Origin of the sequence: Pseudomonas maumuensis, from assembly GCF_019139675.1 — a bacterium.
Classification (GTDB): Bacteria; Pseudomonadota; Gammaproteobacteria; order Pseudomonadales; family Pseudomonadaceae; genus Aquipseudomonas; species Aquipseudomonas maumuensis.
Genome location: NZ_CP077077.1, coordinates 2,854,092 through 2,872,204, shown reverse-complemented (window position 1 = coordinate 2,872,204; position 18,113 = coordinate 2,854,092). Strand labels below are relative to the sequence as shown.

Genomic DNA, 18,113 nt, shown 5'->3' with positions numbered 1-18,113 from the left:
AGTTTTGCCCTTTTGGGCGGAATTAATTTAGTAACCCATCCACTCAGCAATGGAGACTGTTCCCCGTGAATCGCTGACAGTCATCCACTGCCTCTCAGGTTGAATGCCTTGCTCTTTTCGAGCCTCAAGTACTGCAATGGTCTGAGCAACTTGATCGGCTAATACTGGATTCAACATGCTTTGAATCCGGCGCTGTTGTTCCAGCCTGTGCCGTTGACCAGATGTAAGCTGTACGCCCTGGAAGCTGACAGTTTTCATGCCGCAACCTGCCTCAAGTGATTAGGGCGTTGATACCAGGACGGAACAGCCAAAGTAGACTTGGTGACTTCGCGGCACTGGCGGACGAAAATTGGCGCGAATCGGCTGGTATCGCATGCATTGCGAATGTTGATGCCGATACGATTAAGACGAGCTGCATGGTCTTGTACTTGTCGTTTCTTGAAATCGAAGCGCTGGCCATGCATCCATTGAATGGCATAAAGGGCAGTTGTATTTGCAGCGCGAGTGGTATCAACAATTTTCTCTGCCAACAGCTGCTCGCTAATGCTAACGATATCCATCGCAGTCACCTTCAGCTTTTCATCAATTTTAAGAAACTCACAGTGGAGCTGGGCTAAACGCCCTTCATCAAATAGGCCCCAGTAGCAAAGGGCTTCGCGCTGCAAAAATTCGCTTTTTAGCTCTTGCTCTAGGCGCACTACACCTTCAGTAGCGCAGTAATCACGAACGCGCTGGACATACTGATATTCAGGCGATTCTTCACCATAAATACGCTTGATTTTTGGGAGGCAGTTTTGATCCATTTCAAAGGCTTTGTCATAAGCCTTTCTATATTGCAGGCGGCCACCCTGGCCATTTCCTTTCGGAGTCCAGGCAACAGTGCGACCATTGGGATACAAGAAACCGATGGAGTGGCCGATACGTTGGCTAGATACACCGCGTAAGTAAGCCAAAACATTGCCTTCACCCAACGCAACGTTCGTTGTGAGGTCGATACGTTCGATTTTTGCGCCGTCGGCAATCCGGTCGCCGGAATTTGCGCCCGAAGCGCCCTGACGGATATCGAGCCGAGTACAACGAGTAAAGCCAGGCAGCCCGTATTCGCGAAGAAGGTCGTTGTAGACGGCAACGCACTGCTCAATGGTGGTGAAGCCGAATAGGTTGTCCAGCCGCCCTACTCTGCTGGGATTGCCCTCGACTCGGATTTTTCGGCCTTGGACATGAACAGTGACGGAGGTCGAATAGCTTGCTTCGTGCTTGAAGCGAGGCTGCTTGGTGCTCAGCACCTCATTCGTGTTCGAGTCGATCGTCAACGTCACAACGTCGCACACGATCGGTAGATCATGGTCGTGCTCCTGCGAAATTGTCAGCCAATCGATGAACATCCCAAATCCCTGTCAACCCAATACACTACGAAGCTAAGGCTACGTCACGTGTTAGGCTTTTTGCAAGCAATACGTAGTGGCTAAGCCTAATACACGTATTAGCTGTACAAAAACACAGGAGATATAGTCAATGAATCATGGGCACTCAGATGAAACGGCGATGAGCATCGGTGAGAACATCAGAAACAAGCGGGCGACCAAAAAGGTGTCGCAGAAAGTCGTGGCTGAGGCCATCGGCGTGGCAGAAAACACGGTCGCAAGCTGGGAAAAGGGCAAAAACCTGCCGCCACCTGACAAGGTCATAGCGCTGGCCAAGTATTTCGGGTGTACCACCGATGAGATCTTGCTGAGCGATGCAGAGCGAGGGTTAGAGATACAGATGTTGGGGCTGCTGCGACGGTTCGGAAGCTTGAACGAAACCCACAAACCTATAGCCCTCAATGTCATCGGTTCCATTCTCCAAGGCCTGGAAATGCAGGAGTACATGAATGGTGAGCGCAACGAAGGAAACAAGCGAATAGGCGTGCTCGGAGACTAAAGATCGCGGGAAACCGCGGTAAAGTGGGGGTGTAACAGCACCCCCACCCGCCTTCGGCGGGCCAACAGGCCAACTACCTGGACGCCGGCCCCTCAAATGTCATCATCAGATCTGCCCTGGAAACGGCGCTGCAGGTCGATCAAAAGCGGTTGGACACCAAAGGAAAGCAGCCAAAACGGCGTGAAAACTGACGCGCTGCGCTTGTCCGCCGCATCTGAGCCCCCGGCTGGGATGGTCGCGGAGCGACTGATCCCAACCAGGTACTCAGCTCCGGCCCCTCAAATGTCAAAGCTGCCCCTCAACTGTCGAGTTTTGCCCCTCAACTGTTAGAGATCCTGGATCAGCGCGGCGACAGATCTCAGCTTTTCAACCAGGCCATCCAGCTCGGCGGATTCGTCATCGAGCTGACGAACCCTGGAGCGCAGCTTGCGAATGTCGGCCACCAGGACGCCATACGAATCAATCAGCGACTCGATGGCATGCTCAGGGTCAGGGTTGGCCATGTAGGCCTTAGCATCGCGCACGGCGCGATCAGAGAGCGAGAGTTGGATGCGCATAATGGACCCTATATTAAGCGACGCCCGGAGCCGGTGGCATTATCCGGACGCCGCTCAACATAAGGCCCTGTCATTATGCGTAGGTTCGTATTGAGCAGTACGCCCAGAGGGAGGCCAAATTCCATCCTCCACCAAGCCCATTTCCAATCTACTCACTCGAACCTCAATCCTTTGGGCACTCCATACCGACCGCCGTCATACTCCAGGCTGAACCTTTTCGTCTGCGTGACACCTTCGATTTCCTGACAGTCATCAGCGCCCTTGGCAATACTCTGGCTCCCGGTCGATATCTCGGTAAGTCGCAATCCGCTGAAACCGTCCTTGCCGGGTTCTCCCATCGCCAGCGTCCGTTTGATCTCACCGAATTCTCCAGCGCAGACACCGTCCCATTCGCCATGACTCTCGCTCACAACCAAATGCCCCATGATCTGCCGCAGTTGCGAACCGTCGTGTTCGTACAGGCTCAGGGTTTCACTGCTGAACGGATTGACCCGTGACGAGCCTGTGTGGCGAATGCGCACGCCAAATGCGCGTAACCCTGGCGCAACCTGATAGCGCGCGGTGTCCAGCGTCAGGCCTGAAAACTGCACCGCGTCGGAGATGATCACCGCCTCCTGGTAATGGTGGGCAATGATCTTGCCGCTGGCGGCATCGGCCACCAGTACATCCAGGCTGTAATCGCCTTGTCCGTATTCATCGACGTTCACCTTCAACGGCAAGGCTGCCACGACCTGGCTGGTATCTGCCGGATTGACCTTGCAGACTGCAAAGTCGCTGGCGAGCTCAAGTGTTGGGTGCAAGGCCTGGGCCCAGTTTTGCAGGTTCTGTGTGCAGTCGCCCCAGGCGATCATGGGGGCAAACAACAGCGGTAACGCGGTGAGTCCACGCATGGTAGATGTCTCATTCCTTTGAGGGTAAGTGAGCCGGATACACACTACACACGGTCTCTGGCGTCAGCAAACGTCCGTACGCCCTGCCCGACTTTTTATGGCAAAAACATATAACTCAACTAAATATTCATTTAATTGAGTTATATCCGGCATCTCCCACCGCACCTCAGCGCCGTCCTTTTCCCCCTGCGAAATACCTCGAACCATCTATGCTCACCAAACCCACCCCACGGAGCCTGTTCGAAAATGGACATTCGCCAGAAAACCATCGGGTTCGGTCTCGTCAGCATCCTCGCCGCCCTGTTGCTCGGCGGCAGCGGCCTGCTCGCCGAGCATGACCAGAACCAGGCGTTGCAGCGCAGCGAGGCCAGCATGGCCGCCCTGCGCAACCACATGGAAGGCGACATGATGCACGATGCGCTGCGCGCCGATGTGCTGGCCGCCCTGCTGGTCAAGCCGGGCGATACGGACACCGCCAACCAGGTGCTGGCCGACCTCGACGAGCACGCCAAGTGGTTCCGCAGTGTCGTGCAAAGCAACCTGGAATTGCCTCTGGACACCGACCTGCATCAGGCCATCAATGATCTGGGCCCCCTCCTCGACCACTACATCGCCAGTGCCACCTCGATCATCCAGTTGGCCTTGCAGTCGCCTGAGCAGGCCCAGGCGCAGTTGCCAGCCTTCGTTGCCGCCTTCAAGGAGTTGGAGCAGCGCAACAGCACCCTGAGCGACCTGATCGCCGGCAATGCCGACAAAAGCCGCGAACAGAGCACCGCCACCCTGCACCAGGGCATCAGCGTGCTGGTGGGCGGGATGATCCTGGCGACCCTGGCGTTGGCGCTATGCACCTTCCTACTGCTGCGCTCCATCCTGCGGCCATTGAGCCAGACCATGGCCGTTGCCGAGCGTATCGCCCAGGGCGACCTCACCACCGCGATCGAGGTCCACGACCGTGACGAAACCGGGCATCTGTTGCGCTCGCTGGCAGACATGCGCGACAGCCTGGGCAGCATGATCAAGGCAATCCATGAAGAGAACCTGCTGCTGCGCGAAGTGGCCGATGAACTGGGCCAGGCTTCCAGCAGCCTGGTGCAACGCACCAGCCAGCAGTCCGACAGCGCCGTGAGCATGGCCTCGGCCACCGAGCAGATGATTGCCAACCTGGCGCGGATCGCCGACCACGCCCGCGATGCGCAGGCCATCTCCGGGCAGTCCGAGCGCCTGGCCAGCGACGGTGGCGAGGTCATCCTCAACGTGGTCGGCGGCATGCAGGGGATCGACGAAGCGGTCAACCGTTCCTCTGAAACCATCACTGTGCTGGGACAAAGCTCGGAAGAAATCCACTCGATCATCCAGGTGATCAACACTATTGCCGAGCAGACCAACCTGCTGGCCTTGAACGCGGCCATCGAAGCCGCTCGTGCTGGCGAGGCCGGGCGCGGTTTTGCCGTGGTCGCCGACGAAGTACGCGGTCTGGCCGGGCGCACGGCGCAGTCGACCCGGGAAATTACCGGCATGATCGAACGCATCCGGCAAAGCACGGGCAACGCCGTCGACAGCATGCAGACCGGCGTCACCCGGGTGCGCGCAGGCGTGGAGCTGGCCACCCAGGCCGGGGCGTCGATCCAGCAGATTCGTGAAGGCGCCCGCCGCGCTGCGTCGGTGGTCGAAGAAATCTCGCAGACCATCGGCGAGCAGACCAGGGCCAGCCAGGATGTCGCCCATCAGGTAGAACTGATCGCCCGCATGTCGCGGGACAGCACCGACACCACGCGGCAACTGGCCTCGGCGGCGCAGCGCCTCGGCGAGATTGCCCAGGGCATGCAGGCGAGCGTGTCGCGGTTTCGCGTGTGACTGGGCAGGCGCTTGCCGGCGCCCTGCCCTCGCCCGGCGCTACTGGCTCAGCGCCTTGGCCACCGCGTTGACGAACACCGCCTGCTCGTCATACAGCGAGCCAGGGCTTTCGGCGTTCTTCCAGGTCGACCACTGCACCACGACCAGGCGCTCCGCCGGATTGATGGCGATGCTCTGGCCGAAGATGCCCAGCGCCCAGAACGTCTGGTCGCTGGTGGCGGTGCGCTTGGGTTCGGCATCGCTGTCCGGGGCCGGGGCGTTGTACCACCACTGGTAGCCGTATTGACCCTTGGGCGCGGCGGTCGTCACTGAGCCCTTGGCCTGGGTCCAGTGGGTGGAGCGCGCGATCCAGTCGTCCGGGAGCAGCTTTTCGCCCTGCGGCAATTGTCCGCCACTCAGCACGAACTGGCCGAACCGTCCCCAGTCACGCAATGTTGCATTGAAGCCATGGCCGCCCATGTCCACCTTGCCGGGCACCAGCGCATGCCAGACCCCGGCCTGCTGCATGCCGTAGCGGCTCCACACGCGGTTCTGCAGGTACTCGGCAATGGTCATGCCGGTGGCGTTTTCCAGCACCCGGCCCACCAGCCAGGCACCGCCGGTGTTGTACGACCAGACTTCGCCCGGCTTGACCCCGGGCTTGCGCTTGACCGAACGCACCAGGTCGAGCACGCAGTGATAGGGATCGGCGGTGGCCTCGCACTGGGTCATGTGCGAGAAGTCCGAATCCTTCGAGGCGTAGTTCTCGTCCCAGACGACGCCCGAGGTGTGCTGCAACAGCTGCTGCAGGGTCACGTCCTGCCACTCGGAACCTTCCAGCTCCGGGACATAGCGGCTGATCCTGTCATCCAGCGAGTGGATCTTGCCTTCCTTGACGGCGATGCCCACCAGCACGCTGACCACCGACTTGGCCACCGAGCGCGATGTCCACAAGGTCTGCGGGGTGTTGCCCTTGCCGTAGTGCTCATAAGCGATCTTGCCATCCTTGAGCACCAGCAGGCCGGTCACGCTCTGGTTGGCCAGGTAGTCCGCCAGGTTGTGGGTCTTGCCGGCCAACTGGTAGTGCATGTCGCTCAGTTTGTGACTGGCCTGCGGCAAGGGGTATGGCGTGGCGCCGCGCGGGGCGAAGACATCGCCGCCGTACAGGCGATAAGTGTTGCGAAAGCCCACGACCCGAGTGTCCTGGTCCCAGGTGAGCATGTCCTTGGCCGCCGGCAGCACCTTGTCGAAAGGCTGCGGGCAAGGCTCAAGCCCCGGCACGCCGCAGGCCCCCTGGCTGTCGGCCGCCTGCGCCGCACCGGCCAGTGCGGCGAGTGCCAGTGCCAGGATGGAAAGAGCGTTGAACGACTTCTTTATTGTTATTGGCCGCATCGGAGGGCTCCTCGTAAAGCGCGGAAATACGCTGCTCCGAGTGTCTGCAACTTGAGCCAGCGGGAAAAGCACAATAAATTTGCCTTCACTATTAAAAAAACTAACAACCAAGGAATGCCCATGGCCGAAGATCGCCTGCCCCCGCTCAACGCCGTGCGTGCGTTCGAGGCCGCTGCCCGCCTGGGCAGCTATGTCGCGGCATCCCAGGCGCTGCACGTGACCCAGCCGGCGATCGGCCGGCATGTGAAGAACCTCGAGGACTGGCTGGGTGTACGCTTGCTCGAACGCTCCCCGCGCGGGGTGACCCTTACTCTGCCCGGCGCCCATTACTACAAGGCCGCAGCGCAGGCGCTGCAGATCCTCGCCGACGCCGGTGCGCGCCTGGGACAACGTGGTGACGAGCGCTGGCTGCGCATCCTCTGTGTGCCGGCGTTCGCCTCACGCTGGCTGACACCGCGTATCGACACCTTGCGCAGCCTGCGCCCGGACCTGAGGATCGCCATCGAGCCCAATGCCACGTTCACCAGCGTGGATGCGCGCCAGGCGGACCTGGGCATCGCCTTCGGTCTGCCGGGTGAGCTGAGCGGTGTACACAAGGTGTTGATCCGCCCGAAGGTGTTCGCGGTCTGCGCGCCGAGCTACCTGGCGCAGTTGCCCGCAGGGCTGAGCGCTGCCGACCTGCCCGCCTTGCGGCTGATCCATGTCGATGACGGCACCTGGTGGAACAGCTGGTTCGCCGCCAATGGCCTGAGGGTGCGGGTCAAGGCCGATACTTCGCATATCAGCAACGATATCGTGCTGAACCTGGCCCAGCGCGGCCACGGCATCGCCCTGGCCACCGAGGTGCTGGTCGGACGTGAACTGCGCGAAGGCAGCCTGGTGCGTTGCGTGGAACAGGCCGTGGCGCTGGAGAGCTATCAGTTGCTGACGCCACCCCAGCCGCCGAGTGCCGATGCGTTGTGGTTCATGGATTGGCTGGGGAGCAGCCTGCGCGAAGAGTTTCCGGACGCGCTGTGAGCGTGGCACCGGCTGCGCTGGTGGTCGCGGGGCTACCGATCCTCACGGGTGTGCCAGAGGCGTAGCAAGAAGAGCGTTGAGTCCGCGATCTCGTAACGCATCTCATAGTGGCCGATTTGTATCCGGCGCACATCCCGTGGCTCGAACTCTTCCAATCGTTCACCGATACGCGGATTGGCCAATAGCATTGAGGCAGCGCCGGTGAGTTGTTGGACGGTTCTCACGGCAGCCGGTTTGTTGACTGCGGCGAGAAACTCGTACAGTCGGGCGATATCGGAGAGCGCCTTGCTGGTCCACTTCAAGTCCATCAGCGGGGCACGGGCAAGGGTGTATCCGTGCCGAGGCTATCGGCCCAGGCCTGAACGGCCTGATGGTCGATCACACGGTCGGCATCAACGTCAGCCAAGGCCTCGCGCGTCAGCCGGCTACGCTCTTCTTCCTGGTCGATCCAGGCTATCAGGGCTTGCTTGACGATCCAATTCTTGGAACGTTCCAGGCGTTCAGCCAGCAGATCCACCTTCTCGGCAAGTTGCACGGGCACGTGAGCCGTGACAGAGCGGGTTTTTACGGTGCTCGCCATGATTGGCGCTCCTCACTGGATTTGGCTGAAAGCCCCGCCGGTGATGAGCACCTCCACGGGTGTCCGGACTCAGCAGTTGCTCAGCATTTCGATTGAAAGTTAATCATAGTGAATAGTTTAACGTCGTCAAGGTTCTGGAAAGTTTGGCACCGGCTGCGCTGGTGGTCGCGGGGCAAGTCGCATCGGCTCACCGCCGCTCCCACGCAGCCAGTATGGAGTTGGCTAGAAATCCACCGAGGTGGAGAACAACAACGACCGCGGCGTGCCCAGCCCACCGGACAGTCCGCTGCCGTCGCCGCCGTTCCACGAGCCGATCCAGTAGGCCTTGTTGGTCACGTTCTGCACGGTGGCACGCAAAGTGACCGGCTTGTCCGAGACCTTCAGGGTATACCGGGCCCCGAGATCGAAAATCGTGTAGGACGGCAGCGACAGGTTGTTGGCATCGGTGGCATAGCGCCGGCCGGCATAGTTGGCGTTGCCGGTCAGGGTCAGCCCGGGTATCTCACGCAGGTCGTACTCGACGCCGAGCTTGGCCAGCACCTTGGGCACGCCGGTGGCCTGGTTGCCTTCGTTTTCCTTGCGTATCGATTTGGTCAGCTCAGCCTTGGTGTAGGACGCACCGCCCAGCAGGCGCAGGCCCGGCTCAAGCTCGCCGAAGAACGACCATTCCAGGCCACGGTTGCGCTGTTCGCCGTACACGCCGTAGATCTGCGTGAGCGGATCGGTATAGGCGCTGGGTTTCTTCACCTGGTAGACACTGACAGTGTGCGCGAAGGTGCCCAGGTCGAGCTTGGCGCCCAGTTCGTACTGTTTGGTCTGGTACGGCGCCATGATCGCGCCGGCGTTGCGCGCGTTGTCCGGGGCGATGCCGCCCTGGCTCAGGCCTTCGATGTAGTTGCCGTACAGCGACAGTTCGTCGGTGACCTTGACCAGCAAGGCCGTGGCCGGCGAAACCCGGCTTTCATCGTAGGGCTTGGAAGTACGCTGGTGGTTGCCGTTGTAGTTCGACGCGCGCACGTTCTGGTGGCGTGCACCGACGGTCCACTGCACCTTGTCATCGAGGAACGACATCGTGTCGAGCAAGGCTTCGCTGCTCAGCCGGGCGCGCATGCGCGAGGTGACGTTGCCGTACTCGCCGATCTCCGGGCGCGGGCCATAGTCCAGGTTGTAGTAGTTGGTGCGGATGTTCGACGACAGGCGCTTGTCCTTGAAACTGTTCTCGGAGTCGTAGCGGGTGGCCGCCAGCGACCAGGCGTGGTCGACCGGGCCGGTGGCGAAGCGCCCGCGCAGGCCGACTTCGCCGGACTTCTGCTCGCCATCTCGGGCCGAGCGGATCGGTGTGGCGGAGATGTCGCCGGCATCATTGAGCAGCATGCCGCTGGTCATCAGCGCGTTGTAGCCCCCTTCCCTATGGCCCCAACCGGCGAATGCGGTGAGCGAGTCGTTGAGGTCGTATTCGCCGCGCAGCACCACGGTGTCGGTGTCGTTGACGGTGTAGCCCCACTCCGGTGCCAGCGAGTGATCGCCCTTCTTGGCCTTGGGCAGGTGGGTCACACCGGGGCTGATCGAGGCGATGCCGAAATAGTTGACCCCGTCCATGCGCTCGCGCTGGTGGTAGTAGTCCAGCGACGCCCTCGCCCGCTCGCCGCGCCAGTCCAGGGCCAGCGACGACAGCTGCATGCGGTGCTGCAGGTCGTCCACTGGGGTGTCGCCGTCGCGGTAGACGCCATTGAAGCGCACGCCGAACTGTTTCTGGTCGCCGAAGCGGCGGCCGAGATCGGCATGCATGCCGGCCAGGCCATCGGACTCGTAGGAGGCGGTCAACCGGGCCAGGGGCTCGTCGCCGGCACGCTTGGGCACGATATTGATGCTGCCGCCGACGCTGCCGTCTGGAGGCATGCCATTGAGCAGCGCCGACGGGCCCTTGAGCACTTCGATGCGCTCGGCAAGCTCGGTGGAGCCGCGCATGTTCGGCGCCATGCTCGGCAGGCCGTTGAAGGTGATGTCGTTGCCGGTGCTGTACAGACCGCGGATAAAGAACGTCTCGAAGATGCCGCGCTTGCTCGGCACGTAGACCGACGGATCGGTGGCACCGATCACCGAGCCGATATCCTGGGCCTGGCGGTTCTCGATGTATTCCTTGGTGTAGCTGATGGCGTTGAACGGGGTTTCGCTGAAGTCCTTGTTGCCCATCAGCCCTACCCGGCTGCCTGAGCCAACCTGGCCCCCGGCATATTCCGGGGGCGGGACGCCGAGGGCGTCACGGGTTTCCTGCACCAGGGTTTCCGGCAGGGTCAGGCCCTCTTCCTTTACATCGGGGGTTTGCTGCTGCGCCGAGGTGGTGCTGCGTGGCGGTTGCGCGAAGGCGTTGCCGGCGATGGCGGCCATGCCCAGCAGCACGGCCATGCGCAAGGCCCTGCGGGGCAGTTTCGGTGCCTGGGGATGTTGCAGTGGAGGCATGAGGGATTCCTTTCGGGACGCAATGGTAATGTTTCTCATTAGTCATTCCGTACGAGTCGGCGAATCCCTCAACAGAAATTACAGTCACTTGGCCACTATCGGTTTCACATCTGTACCGGCCTCAACGCCGGCAAGCCGGCTCCCACAGGAATCGCGCATGGCTGCAGTTTCTGTGGGAGCCGGCTTGCCGGCGAATGGGCTGCGCAGCAGCCCCCCTTTTCAGGAAGTCAGCCCTGATACCCCTTTACCACCTCGTCCGCCACCCGCTCCAGGCAGGTCACGCTGGCGGTGCATAGGTACCAGGTCTGCGGATCGACGAACACCACATGGCCGTTCTTCCACGCCTTGGTCTGGCGCAGCAGCGGGTTGTCCAGGGTCTCGCGGTCCAGCGCGGCGCGGCGCTCCATCACCGCGGTGCGGTCGATCACGTAGAGGATGTCCGGGTCGGCCTGGTGGATGAACTCGTTGGAGATCGGCTGGCCGTGCAGGCCGGCCTGCATATCGTCGCTGGCCGGCTTGACCCCGAGGGTGTCGAAGATGAAGCCGTAGCGCGAACGCACACCGTAGGCGGTGAACGCGCCGTTGTTGTGCAGCACCACCAGCGCCTTTTCCGGGCGCCCGTCGGTCACCTTGCGCACCTGGGCCACCTTGGCATCGATGCGCGCGGCGGTTTCCCGGGCCAAGTCTTCCTTGCCGAGAATTTGCCCGACGGTCAGCAGATGCTGCTTGGCGGTGTCGATGACATTGCCCTGGCGGTTGTCCATGTCGATGTCGTAATGCACCGTCGGGGCGATCTGGCTCAGCTCCTGGTAGCTCTGCGCCTGCAGCGGCGAGATCAGGATCAGGTCGGGCTTGAGCGCATGCAGGCGTTCGAGGTTGGGCTGGATGGTGGTGCCGACGTCCGCCACCTTGGGGTCATCGCGGTATTTGGCCAGGAAACCCGCGACATAGTCCTTGGCGATACCGACCACCGGCGCGCCGAGCTGGTCAAGGGTGTCCAGCTCGCTCATGTCGAAGGCCACCACGCGTTGCGGCTGGTGTTCGACCAGCGTGGTGCCCAGGGCGTGCTCGATCTTCACCGGGGCGTAGTCGGCGCTGGCGGCGCGCGCCTGCTCCGGCGGGGTCTGGTCGCAGCCCGGCAATGCGGCCGCCACGGCGGCGGCCAGGAGTATCTTGCAGATTCCGTTCATACCAGCTCTCTCGATAATGATGGGTTGAAGTAGTTGCAGACGAAACCCTGCGCGCTGGGCAGGATCTCGAACGCCAGGCCGAACAGCGCGCGCAGGTTGGCCTCGGTGACCACCTCGGCGACCGGCCCGTGGCTATGCACCGCGCCCTGCTTCATGGCGACGATGTGGTCGGAATAGTTGGCGGCAAAGTTGATGTCATGCACCACCAGGATCACTGTACGGCCCTGCTCGTCGCAGAGCCTGCGGATCGCCTGCATGATCTGCACCGCGTGCTTCATGTCGAGGTTGTTCAGCGGCTCGTCGAGCAGCAGCAGGTCGGTGCGCTGGGCGATGGTCATGGCCAGGAAGGCCATTTGCCGCTGGCCGCCGCTGAGTTCGTCGAGGTAGGCGCGGCGCAGCGCTTGCAGCCCCAGGAAATCCAGGGATTCGTCGATTACCTGGTGGTCGTCGGCGGTCAGCAGCCCGCGGCTGTAGGGGAAGCGGCCGAAGGCGACCAGTTCCTCGACGGTCAGGCGCAGGTTGAAGTCCAGTACCTGGCGCAGGGTGGCCACGCGGCGGGCGTAGTCGGCGATGGCGATGCGGCCGATGTCCTGGCCGTCGAGCAGGATGTGCCCACGGCTTGGCGGCAGCAGCCGGGCCATGCACATCAGCAAGGTGCTCTTGCCGGCGCCGTTGGGGCCGATCAGCGAGGTAACCTGGCCGGCCGGGAAAGCCAGGCTCACGTCTTCGAGCACGGTCTTGTCGCCATAGGCCTTGTGCAGGTGTTCGAGGGTGATCATGGGGTGCCTCGGGTACGGACCATCAGCGCGAGGAAGTACGCGCCGCACACCAGGTTGACGAGGATGCTCACGCTGGTCCGGTAGTTGAACAGATGCTCGACCAGCAGTTGGGCGAGCAGGAACATGCCGATGGCCACGGCGCAGGCCAGTGGCAGGGTCACCTGGTGCCGGGCGCTGCGTGCCAGGGCGTAGGCGATGTTGGCGACGAACACCCCCATGAACGCGGTCGGCCCCACCAGGCTGGTGGACACCGCCACCAGCACGGCGATCAGCGCCATCTGCAGGCGCAGGCAGCGGCCATGGTCCAGGCCCAGGGCAATGGCTTGGTCGCGGCCCAGCGCCAGCACGTCGAGCACCCGCGTGCCGCGCGCCACCAGCACTGCCACTGCCGCCACCAGCAGGCCCGAGTACAGCACCTGGGCCGGCTGGGCGCGGTTGAAGCTGGTGTAGCCCAGGCTCTGCAGAATCGAGAACTCCCCCGGGCTGGTCTTTAGCTGGATGAACTGGGTGAAGGTGCCCAGCACCATGGTCAGCACCAGCCCGAGCAGCAACAGGCGGTAGACATCCCCGCGCCCGTCGCGCAGCAGCCAGCGCTGCAGCAGCCACGAGTATCCGAGCATCAACGCCATCGACAGCAGCGCGTTGCCCTGCGCGCCGAGCAGCGCCACGCTGCCGGTGCCCAGCCACAGCACCAGCACGGCCTGGAACAACAGGTAGATGCCTTCGTAGCCCATGATTGCCGGGGTCAGCACACGGTTGCCAGCCAGGGTCTGGAAGATCACCGAGGACAAGGCGATGCATACCCCGGCCACCACGATCGCGCCCAGGCGCACCAGGCGCTTGGGGATTACGTAGCTGAAGTCCAGGCCCGAGCCCAGCAACAGGAACGCCAGCACCAGGGCCGGCAGCAACAACCAGGCGGCGCGGCGCATCATTTGCACTTCCACAGGATCAGCACCAGGAACAGCACACCGCCGACACTGCCGGCGGTCAGGCCAATGGGCACTTCGTAGGGGTGGATCAACAGCCGGCCGAGGATGTCACAGGCCAGCAGCAACGCCGCGCCGCACATGGCGACGATGGGCAAGGTGCGCTTGAGGTTCTCGCCGTAGCGCAACGCCACCAGGTTCGGCACCACCAGGCCGACAAAGGGGATCGCGCCCACGGTTATCACCGTGGCCGACACCGTTACCGCCACCAGCACCAGGCCGAGGATCGCGGTGGCCGCGTAGTTCAGGCCGAGGCTGGTAGCCATGCCCTCGCCCATGCCCAGCACGGTGAAGCGCTGGGCATATAGATAGGTGAGCACGACGATCGGCAGGATCAGGTAGATGATCTCGTAGTTGCCCTCGATCACCCGCGAGAAGTCGCCCAGCAGCCAGCCCTGCATGCTCTGCAGGATGTTGTGGCGATAGGCATAGAACTCGGCGATGGCGCTGAGCACGCTGCCGTACATCAGGCCGATCACCGGCACCAGCACCAGGTTGGTGAAGCGTATGCGGCGAATGATCGCCACATACGCCAGGCTCGCCAGCAGGCAGAACACCAGGGCAAACAGCATGCGCCCGGTGGCCCCGGCACCCGGCAGCACGGTCAGGGCCACCAGGATGCCCAGCTTGGCCGCGTCGAGTCCGCCGCAAGTGGCCGGTTCGACAAAGCGGTTGCGCACGATCTGCTGCAGGATCACCCCGCAGATCGACAGGCCGACACCCGTCAGCACCAGTGCCGCCAGGCGTGGCAGGCGGCTGGCGGTGAGGGTCAGCCAGGCATCGTCGGAGGCCGACAGCAAGGCCGACCAGGACATCTGGCTGGCCCCAACCATCAGTGAAACGCCACACAGCAGCAACAACAGTGTTGGCAGCAACAACCGACTCAAGCGGTCACTCCATCGCCTGCGGCCTCACCGATGCGCCAGCCCTTGGCGGCCCGGCGCTGCTCGAGGAAGTGCGCGTACAAGCCACCCTCGGCAGCCAGCTGGGCATGGGCGCCCTGTTCGCGGATACGCCCTTCGTCCAGCACCACGATCTGGTCGGCCATGGCCACCGTCGACAGCTGGTGGGCAATGACGATCAGCGTGCGCTTGCCGCGCAGCCGCGCCAGCGCCTCGGCGATGGCCGCCTGGTTCTCGGCGTCCAGCGCCGCGGTGGCTTCGTCGATCAGCAGGATCGGCGCGTCCTTGATCAGCGCACGGGCAATCGAGATGCGCTGGCGTTCGCCGCCGGACAGGCGCGCACCGCCCTCGCCCACCGGCGTGTGCAAGCCTTCGGGCAGACGTTCGAGGATCTCCTGCACCCCGGCCAGCCGCGCCGCCTCGAGCACTTCGGCCTCGCTGGCGTCGGGTTTGCCCAGGCGGATGTTGTCGGCAATGCTGCCCTGGAACAGGTAGGCGTCCTGGAAGATCTGGCTGATCTGCCCGGCCAGCTGTTCGGCGGACATCTGCCGCACATCCACCCCGCCGACCTTGATCCGGCCCTGGGTGACGTCGAAGAAGCGGGCGATCAGGCGCACCAGGGTAGTCTTGCCCGAACCCGATGCGCCGACCAGCGCCGTCATGCTGCCGGGCGCGATGTCCAGGCTGACCTCGCGCAGCACCTCGGGCTGGTCGTCGCCGTAGCGGAATCCGACCTGCTCCAGCTGCACCGAACCGTCGACCGGCGCCTGCGGTGCGGCGGGCTCGGGCAGCGGCTCGACGGCCAGCAGCTCGGCCACCGCCTGCAACTGGCCGCGGGTGCCGCGCAGCACCTCGCTGTAGCCGGCCACATCCAGCAGCGGGTCGATGAAACGGGTCGCCAGCACCAACGCAACCAGGGTGGCGATCACCGTTGCGTTGTCGAAGCCCGCGCCGGCCTGTTCGCCGAGCCACAGCGTGGCGACCACCAGCAACGCGGCGAAGCTGGTCTGCACCGCCCAGACGTTGAGCACCGATGACAGCGCCGACAGCTGGATCAGCTTGCGCGCCGCCTGTTGTTGCTGGGCCACGGCCTGCTCCAGAAAGCGCGTTCCGCCCTGCTCGCCATTGAAGGCACGCAGCACCGACTGCGCCTGGGCGAACTCGACCATGCGCTGGCTGGTCTGCGCGGTGTCGCGCTGGTAGCGCTGGTCGGCGCGCTGGCCAAGGCGCATTGTCGCCAGCATCACCAGGGCCAGCAGCGGCAGGCTGACCAGGGCCACCAGGCCCAGGCGCAGGTCGACCAGCAACAGCGCAACGAGGATCACCAGCGGCGTCACCACCCCGGTGAACAGCGGCGTGAACACGTGGGCCGGCAGTTGCGCGATCTCCATCATGCCCTGGGTGGTGACATGGCTCAGGCGCGCGGTGTTGGCGGCATTGAACCAGCCCACCGGCAGCGTGCCGACATGCTCGCCCAGGCGCTGGCGGCCACCGCGCAGCACGGCAATGCCCACCGCGATGCCGGCCTTCTCCACCCGGCGCCGCAGGTACCAGCACACCACCACGCCCACGGCCAGCAGCGCCAGCCACTGGCCGGCGGCCTCCAGCTGGTTGCCCAGCAGGTGACGCAGGATCGGCACCAGGGCGACGATGGTCAGCCCGCACAGCACGCCATACACCAGCGCCAGGCGGATGTAGCGGCGCAGGAACACGGCGTCGTCGCCGAGCAGTCGAACGAAAGTCCCCAACATGATCAGTGCTCCTCCACCTGCGCGGTCACCCGCGTCTTCGCATAGCCGCCGGCGGCCCACAAGCGGGCATACAGCCCGCGACGGGCCAGCAGTTCGTCGTGATTGCCGCGCTCGGCGACGGTGCCCTGGTCCAGCACCAGGATCTGGTCGGCGTGCATCACCGTGTCCAGGCGATGGGCGATCACCAGCAGCGTGCGCCCCCGGGCGAAGCGCGACAGCGCCTGTTGCAGCTTGACTTCGTTTTCGGCGTCGGCCGCCGCGGTGGCCTCGTCGAGCACCAGCACCGGCGGGTCGAGCAGCACCGCGCGGGCAATGCTCAGCCGTTGCAGCTCGCCGCCGGAGAACTGCACGTCCTCGCCGATCACCGCGTCGTAGCCGCGCGGCTGGGCGAGGATGCGCTCGTGGATATTGGCAATCCGCGCCGCCGCCTCGATTTGCTCCTGGCTCGCCGAAGGCCGGCCCAGGGCAATGTTCTCGCGCACGCTGGCATGGATCAGGCGCACGTCCTGCAGGACAAAGCCGATGCGCCGGTACAGTTGCGCGCTGTCGATCTGCCGCAGGTCGACGCCGCCCAGGGTGATACGCCCGGCACTGGGGTCGAAGAAGCGCAGCAGCAGGCGCGCCAGGGTCGACTTGCCGGCGCCCGAGGCGCCGACCACCGCAGTGACCGTGCCCGGTTCCAGGGTGAACGACACCTCGCTCAGCACCGGATTGCGCGGGTCGTAGTGATAGCCCAGGCCCTGCACCTCGATGCGCGCATCGGCCGGCAGCTTGCCGGCGCCCTGGCCGTCGATCTCCAGCACCGCCGTGTTCAGCAGCGCCTGCACGCGCTGGGCGGCACCGGTGGCGTTGTTCAGGTCGTGGGTGATATAGGCCAGCAACAGCAGCGGCGCACAGATGCCCGGCGCCACCAGGGCGAACGGCAGCACCTGCACCGGGGTGATCCAGCCCAGGCCGACGAACAGCGTGCCGAACGCCAGCACCACGCCCAGTACCGACACCGGCGCGATCATCGCGTTGGCATTGGCCATGGCGCTGACGAGCGGCCGGGTGAAGTCGGTGAAGGCCGCGGCGAAGGCGTCCACCGCCTCGCGGTAGCTGCCATGCGCCTTGCGCTGGCCACCGAAGGCCTTGACCACCGGGATGCCGTTGACGAACTCGACCACCGCCTGGTTGATCCGCCCCATGCCGGCGCCGAAGGCCTGCATGTTGCGCGCGCTGGCCTGGTGGGCACGGGCGAAGAACAGGAAGAACAGCGGGAACGGCAGCATCGACACCAGCGCCATGCGCCAGTCCATGGCGAACAGGTAGACGATCGATGCCAGCACCGCCCCGGCGCTGCGTCCGAGGGTGGTGTAGAAGTGCGCGGTGAGGCTGTGCAGGATGCCGATATCGTCCTGCATGGCCTGCTTCACCTCGCCGGAGGCGCGGCTGGTGAACCAGCCCAGCGGCACCCGTGCCAGGCGGCGGATGATTGCCAGGCGCAGCGTTCCGGTGATGTGGTTGTCGGCCAGGTGGGCCACCAGGTCGCCCAGCGAAATCAGGGCCATGCCGACGAACAGACAGCCCAGCCCCAGCACGATCACCGGCCAGGCCTGCGCGACGCCTTGCCCTTCAGCGAACGCCAACCGGGCGACCTCGGCGATCGCGGCCAGGGGCGCCAGGCTGAGCATTGCGCCCAGCGCGGCGAGCACCCCGGCGACGATCAAGCGCCCGCGAATCGGTGCCAGCACAGCGGCGACCGGCCCCTTGGCGGGCTGCTGCACCGCCACCCCTTGTTCAACACTCATGAATGCTCCTTTTCAGCACGAAGAGCAGGCCGGGCAGCCACTTGGGCGCCCAGCCCGCCA

The 18,113-nt window shown here is 63.8% G+C and carries 17 protein-coding genes; 3 read left to right on the top strand and 14 right to left on the bottom strand.

Annotated features, from left to right (window positions below; translation table 11 throughout):
• Positions 1–27: 27 nt before the first annotated feature.
• Positions 28–258: a hypothetical protein gene (locus KSS90_RS12930; RefSeq protein WP_217865857.1), complete on the bottom strand. Its 231-nt coding sequence runs from the start codon at positions 256–258 to the stop codon at positions 28–30.
• Positions 255–1,385 (bottom strand): phage/plasmid replication domain-containing protein, encoded by a 1,131-nt coding sequence (locus tag KSS90_RS12925; protein ID WP_217869708.1) that lies wholly within the window; start codon positions 1,383–1,385, stop codon positions 255–257. The genes KSS90_RS12930 and KSS90_RS12925 overlap by 4 nt, the downstream gene beginning before the upstream one ends.
• Before the next feature lie 130 nt (positions 1,386–1,515).
• Here KSS90_RS12925 and KSS90_RS12920 point away from each other — a divergent pair, with 130 nt between their 5' ends.
• A complete protein-coding gene (locus tag KSS90_RS12920; RefSeq protein WP_217869707.1) occupies positions 1,516–1,923 on the top strand; it encodes a helix-turn-helix domain-containing protein in 408 nt (135 codons plus the stop codon).
• 326 nt (positions 1,924–2,249) lie between these two features.
• On the opposite strand, the gene KSS90_RS12915 is transcribed toward KSS90_RS12920, so the two are convergent.
• Positions 2,250–2,480 (bottom strand): DASH complex subunit Dad3, encoded by a 231-nt coding sequence (locus KSS90_RS12915; RefSeq protein ID WP_138217818.1) that lies wholly within the window; start codon positions 2,478–2,480, stop codon positions 2,250–2,252.
• A 152-nt stretch (positions 2,481–2,632) separates the two neighbouring features.
• Positions 2,633–3,370, bottom strand: coding sequence for a PA3715 family protein (locus KSS90_RS12910; protein ID WP_217869706.1), 738 nt, complete (start codon positions 3,368–3,370; stop codon positions 2,633–2,635).
• A gap of 246 nt (positions 3,371–3,616) precedes the next feature.
• On the opposite strand from KSS90_RS12910, the gene KSS90_RS12905 reads away from it, so the two are divergent.
• Positions 3,617–5,224 carry a methyl-accepting chemotaxis protein gene (locus tag KSS90_RS12905; RefSeq protein WP_217869705.1) on the top strand — a complete coding sequence of 536 codons (1,608 nt, stop codon included), beginning with the start codon at positions 3,617–3,619 and terminating at the stop codon, positions 5,222–5,224.
• Positions 5,225–5,263: 39 nt separating this feature from the next.
• Here KSS90_RS12905 and KSS90_RS12900 read toward each other — a convergent pair whose 3' ends face one another.
• A complete protein-coding gene (locus tag KSS90_RS12900; protein WP_217869704.1) occupies positions 5,264–6,595 on the bottom strand; it encodes a serine hydrolase domain-containing protein in 1,332 nt (443 codons plus the stop codon).
• Positions 6,596–6,715: 120 nt separating this feature from the next.
• On the opposite strand from KSS90_RS12900, the gene KSS90_RS12895 reads away from it, so the two are divergent.
• Positions 6,716–7,612 (top strand): LysR substrate-binding domain-containing protein, encoded by an 897-nt coding sequence (locus KSS90_RS12895; RefSeq protein WP_217869703.1) that lies wholly within the window; start codon positions 6,716–6,718, stop codon positions 7,610–7,612.
• Positions 7,613–7,644: 32 nt separating this feature from the next.
• Here KSS90_RS12895 and KSS90_RS12890 read toward each other — a convergent pair whose 3' ends face one another.
• The 9 genes from KSS90_RS12890 to KSS90_RS12850 all read right to left on the bottom strand — a co-directional run bounded on the left by KSS90_RS12890 (position 7,645) and on the right by KSS90_RS12850 (position 18,053).
• A complete protein-coding gene (locus tag KSS90_RS12890; RefSeq protein ID WP_050705773.1) occupies positions 7,645–7,920 on the bottom strand; it encodes a type II toxin-antitoxin system RelE/ParE family toxin in 276 nt (91 codons plus the stop codon).
• On the bottom strand, positions 7,920–8,192 hold the full coding sequence (locus tag KSS90_RS12885) for a CopG family ribbon-helix-helix protein (RefSeq protein WP_217869702.1): 273 nt from the start codon (positions 8,190–8,192) through the stop codon (positions 7,920–7,922). Before KSS90_RS12885 ends, KSS90_RS12890 begins: the two co-directional genes overlap by 1 nt.
• 222 nt (positions 8,193–8,414) lie before the next feature.
• Complete coding sequence (locus KSS90_RS12880; protein WP_225933166.1) at positions 8,415–10,652, bottom strand: TonB-dependent receptor; 2,238 nt, start codon at positions 10,650–10,652, stop codon at positions 8,415–8,417.
• Positions 10,653–10,879: 227 nt separating this feature from the next.
• A complete protein-coding gene (locus KSS90_RS12875) occupies positions 10,880–11,842 on the bottom strand; it encodes a siderophore ABC transporter substrate-binding protein (protein ID WP_217869701.1) in 963 nt (320 codons plus the stop codon).
• A complete protein-coding gene (locus KSS90_RS12870) occupies positions 11,839–12,621 on the bottom strand; it encodes an iron ABC transporter ATP-binding protein (protein ID WP_217869700.1) in 783 nt (260 codons plus the stop codon). The genes KSS90_RS12875 and KSS90_RS12870 overlap by 4 nt, the downstream gene beginning before the upstream one ends.
• Positions 12,618–13,553: an iron chelate uptake ABC transporter family permease subunit gene (locus KSS90_RS12865; RefSeq protein ID WP_217869778.1), complete on the bottom strand. Its 936-nt coding sequence runs from the start codon at positions 13,551–13,553 to the stop codon at positions 12,618–12,620. The genes KSS90_RS12870 and KSS90_RS12865 overlap by 4 nt, the downstream gene beginning before the upstream one ends.
• Positions 13,553–14,497, bottom strand: coding sequence for an ABC transporter permease (locus KSS90_RS12860; RefSeq protein WP_046855604.1), 945 nt, complete (start codon positions 14,495–14,497; stop codon positions 13,553–13,555). Before KSS90_RS12860 ends, KSS90_RS12865 begins: the two co-directional genes overlap by 1 nt.
• Entirely contained in the window at positions 14,494–16,263 is a 1,770-nt protein-coding gene (locus KSS90_RS12855; RefSeq protein ID WP_217869699.1) for an ABC transporter ATP-binding protein, read from the bottom strand. The genes KSS90_RS12860 and KSS90_RS12855 overlap by 4 nt, the downstream gene beginning before the upstream one ends.
• Positions 16,264–16,265: 2 nt before the next feature.
• Entirely contained in the window at positions 16,266–18,053 is a 1,788-nt protein-coding gene (locus tag KSS90_RS12850; RefSeq protein WP_217869698.1) for an ABC transporter ATP-binding protein, read from the bottom strand.
• Positions 18,054–18,113 lie beyond the last annotated feature (60 nt).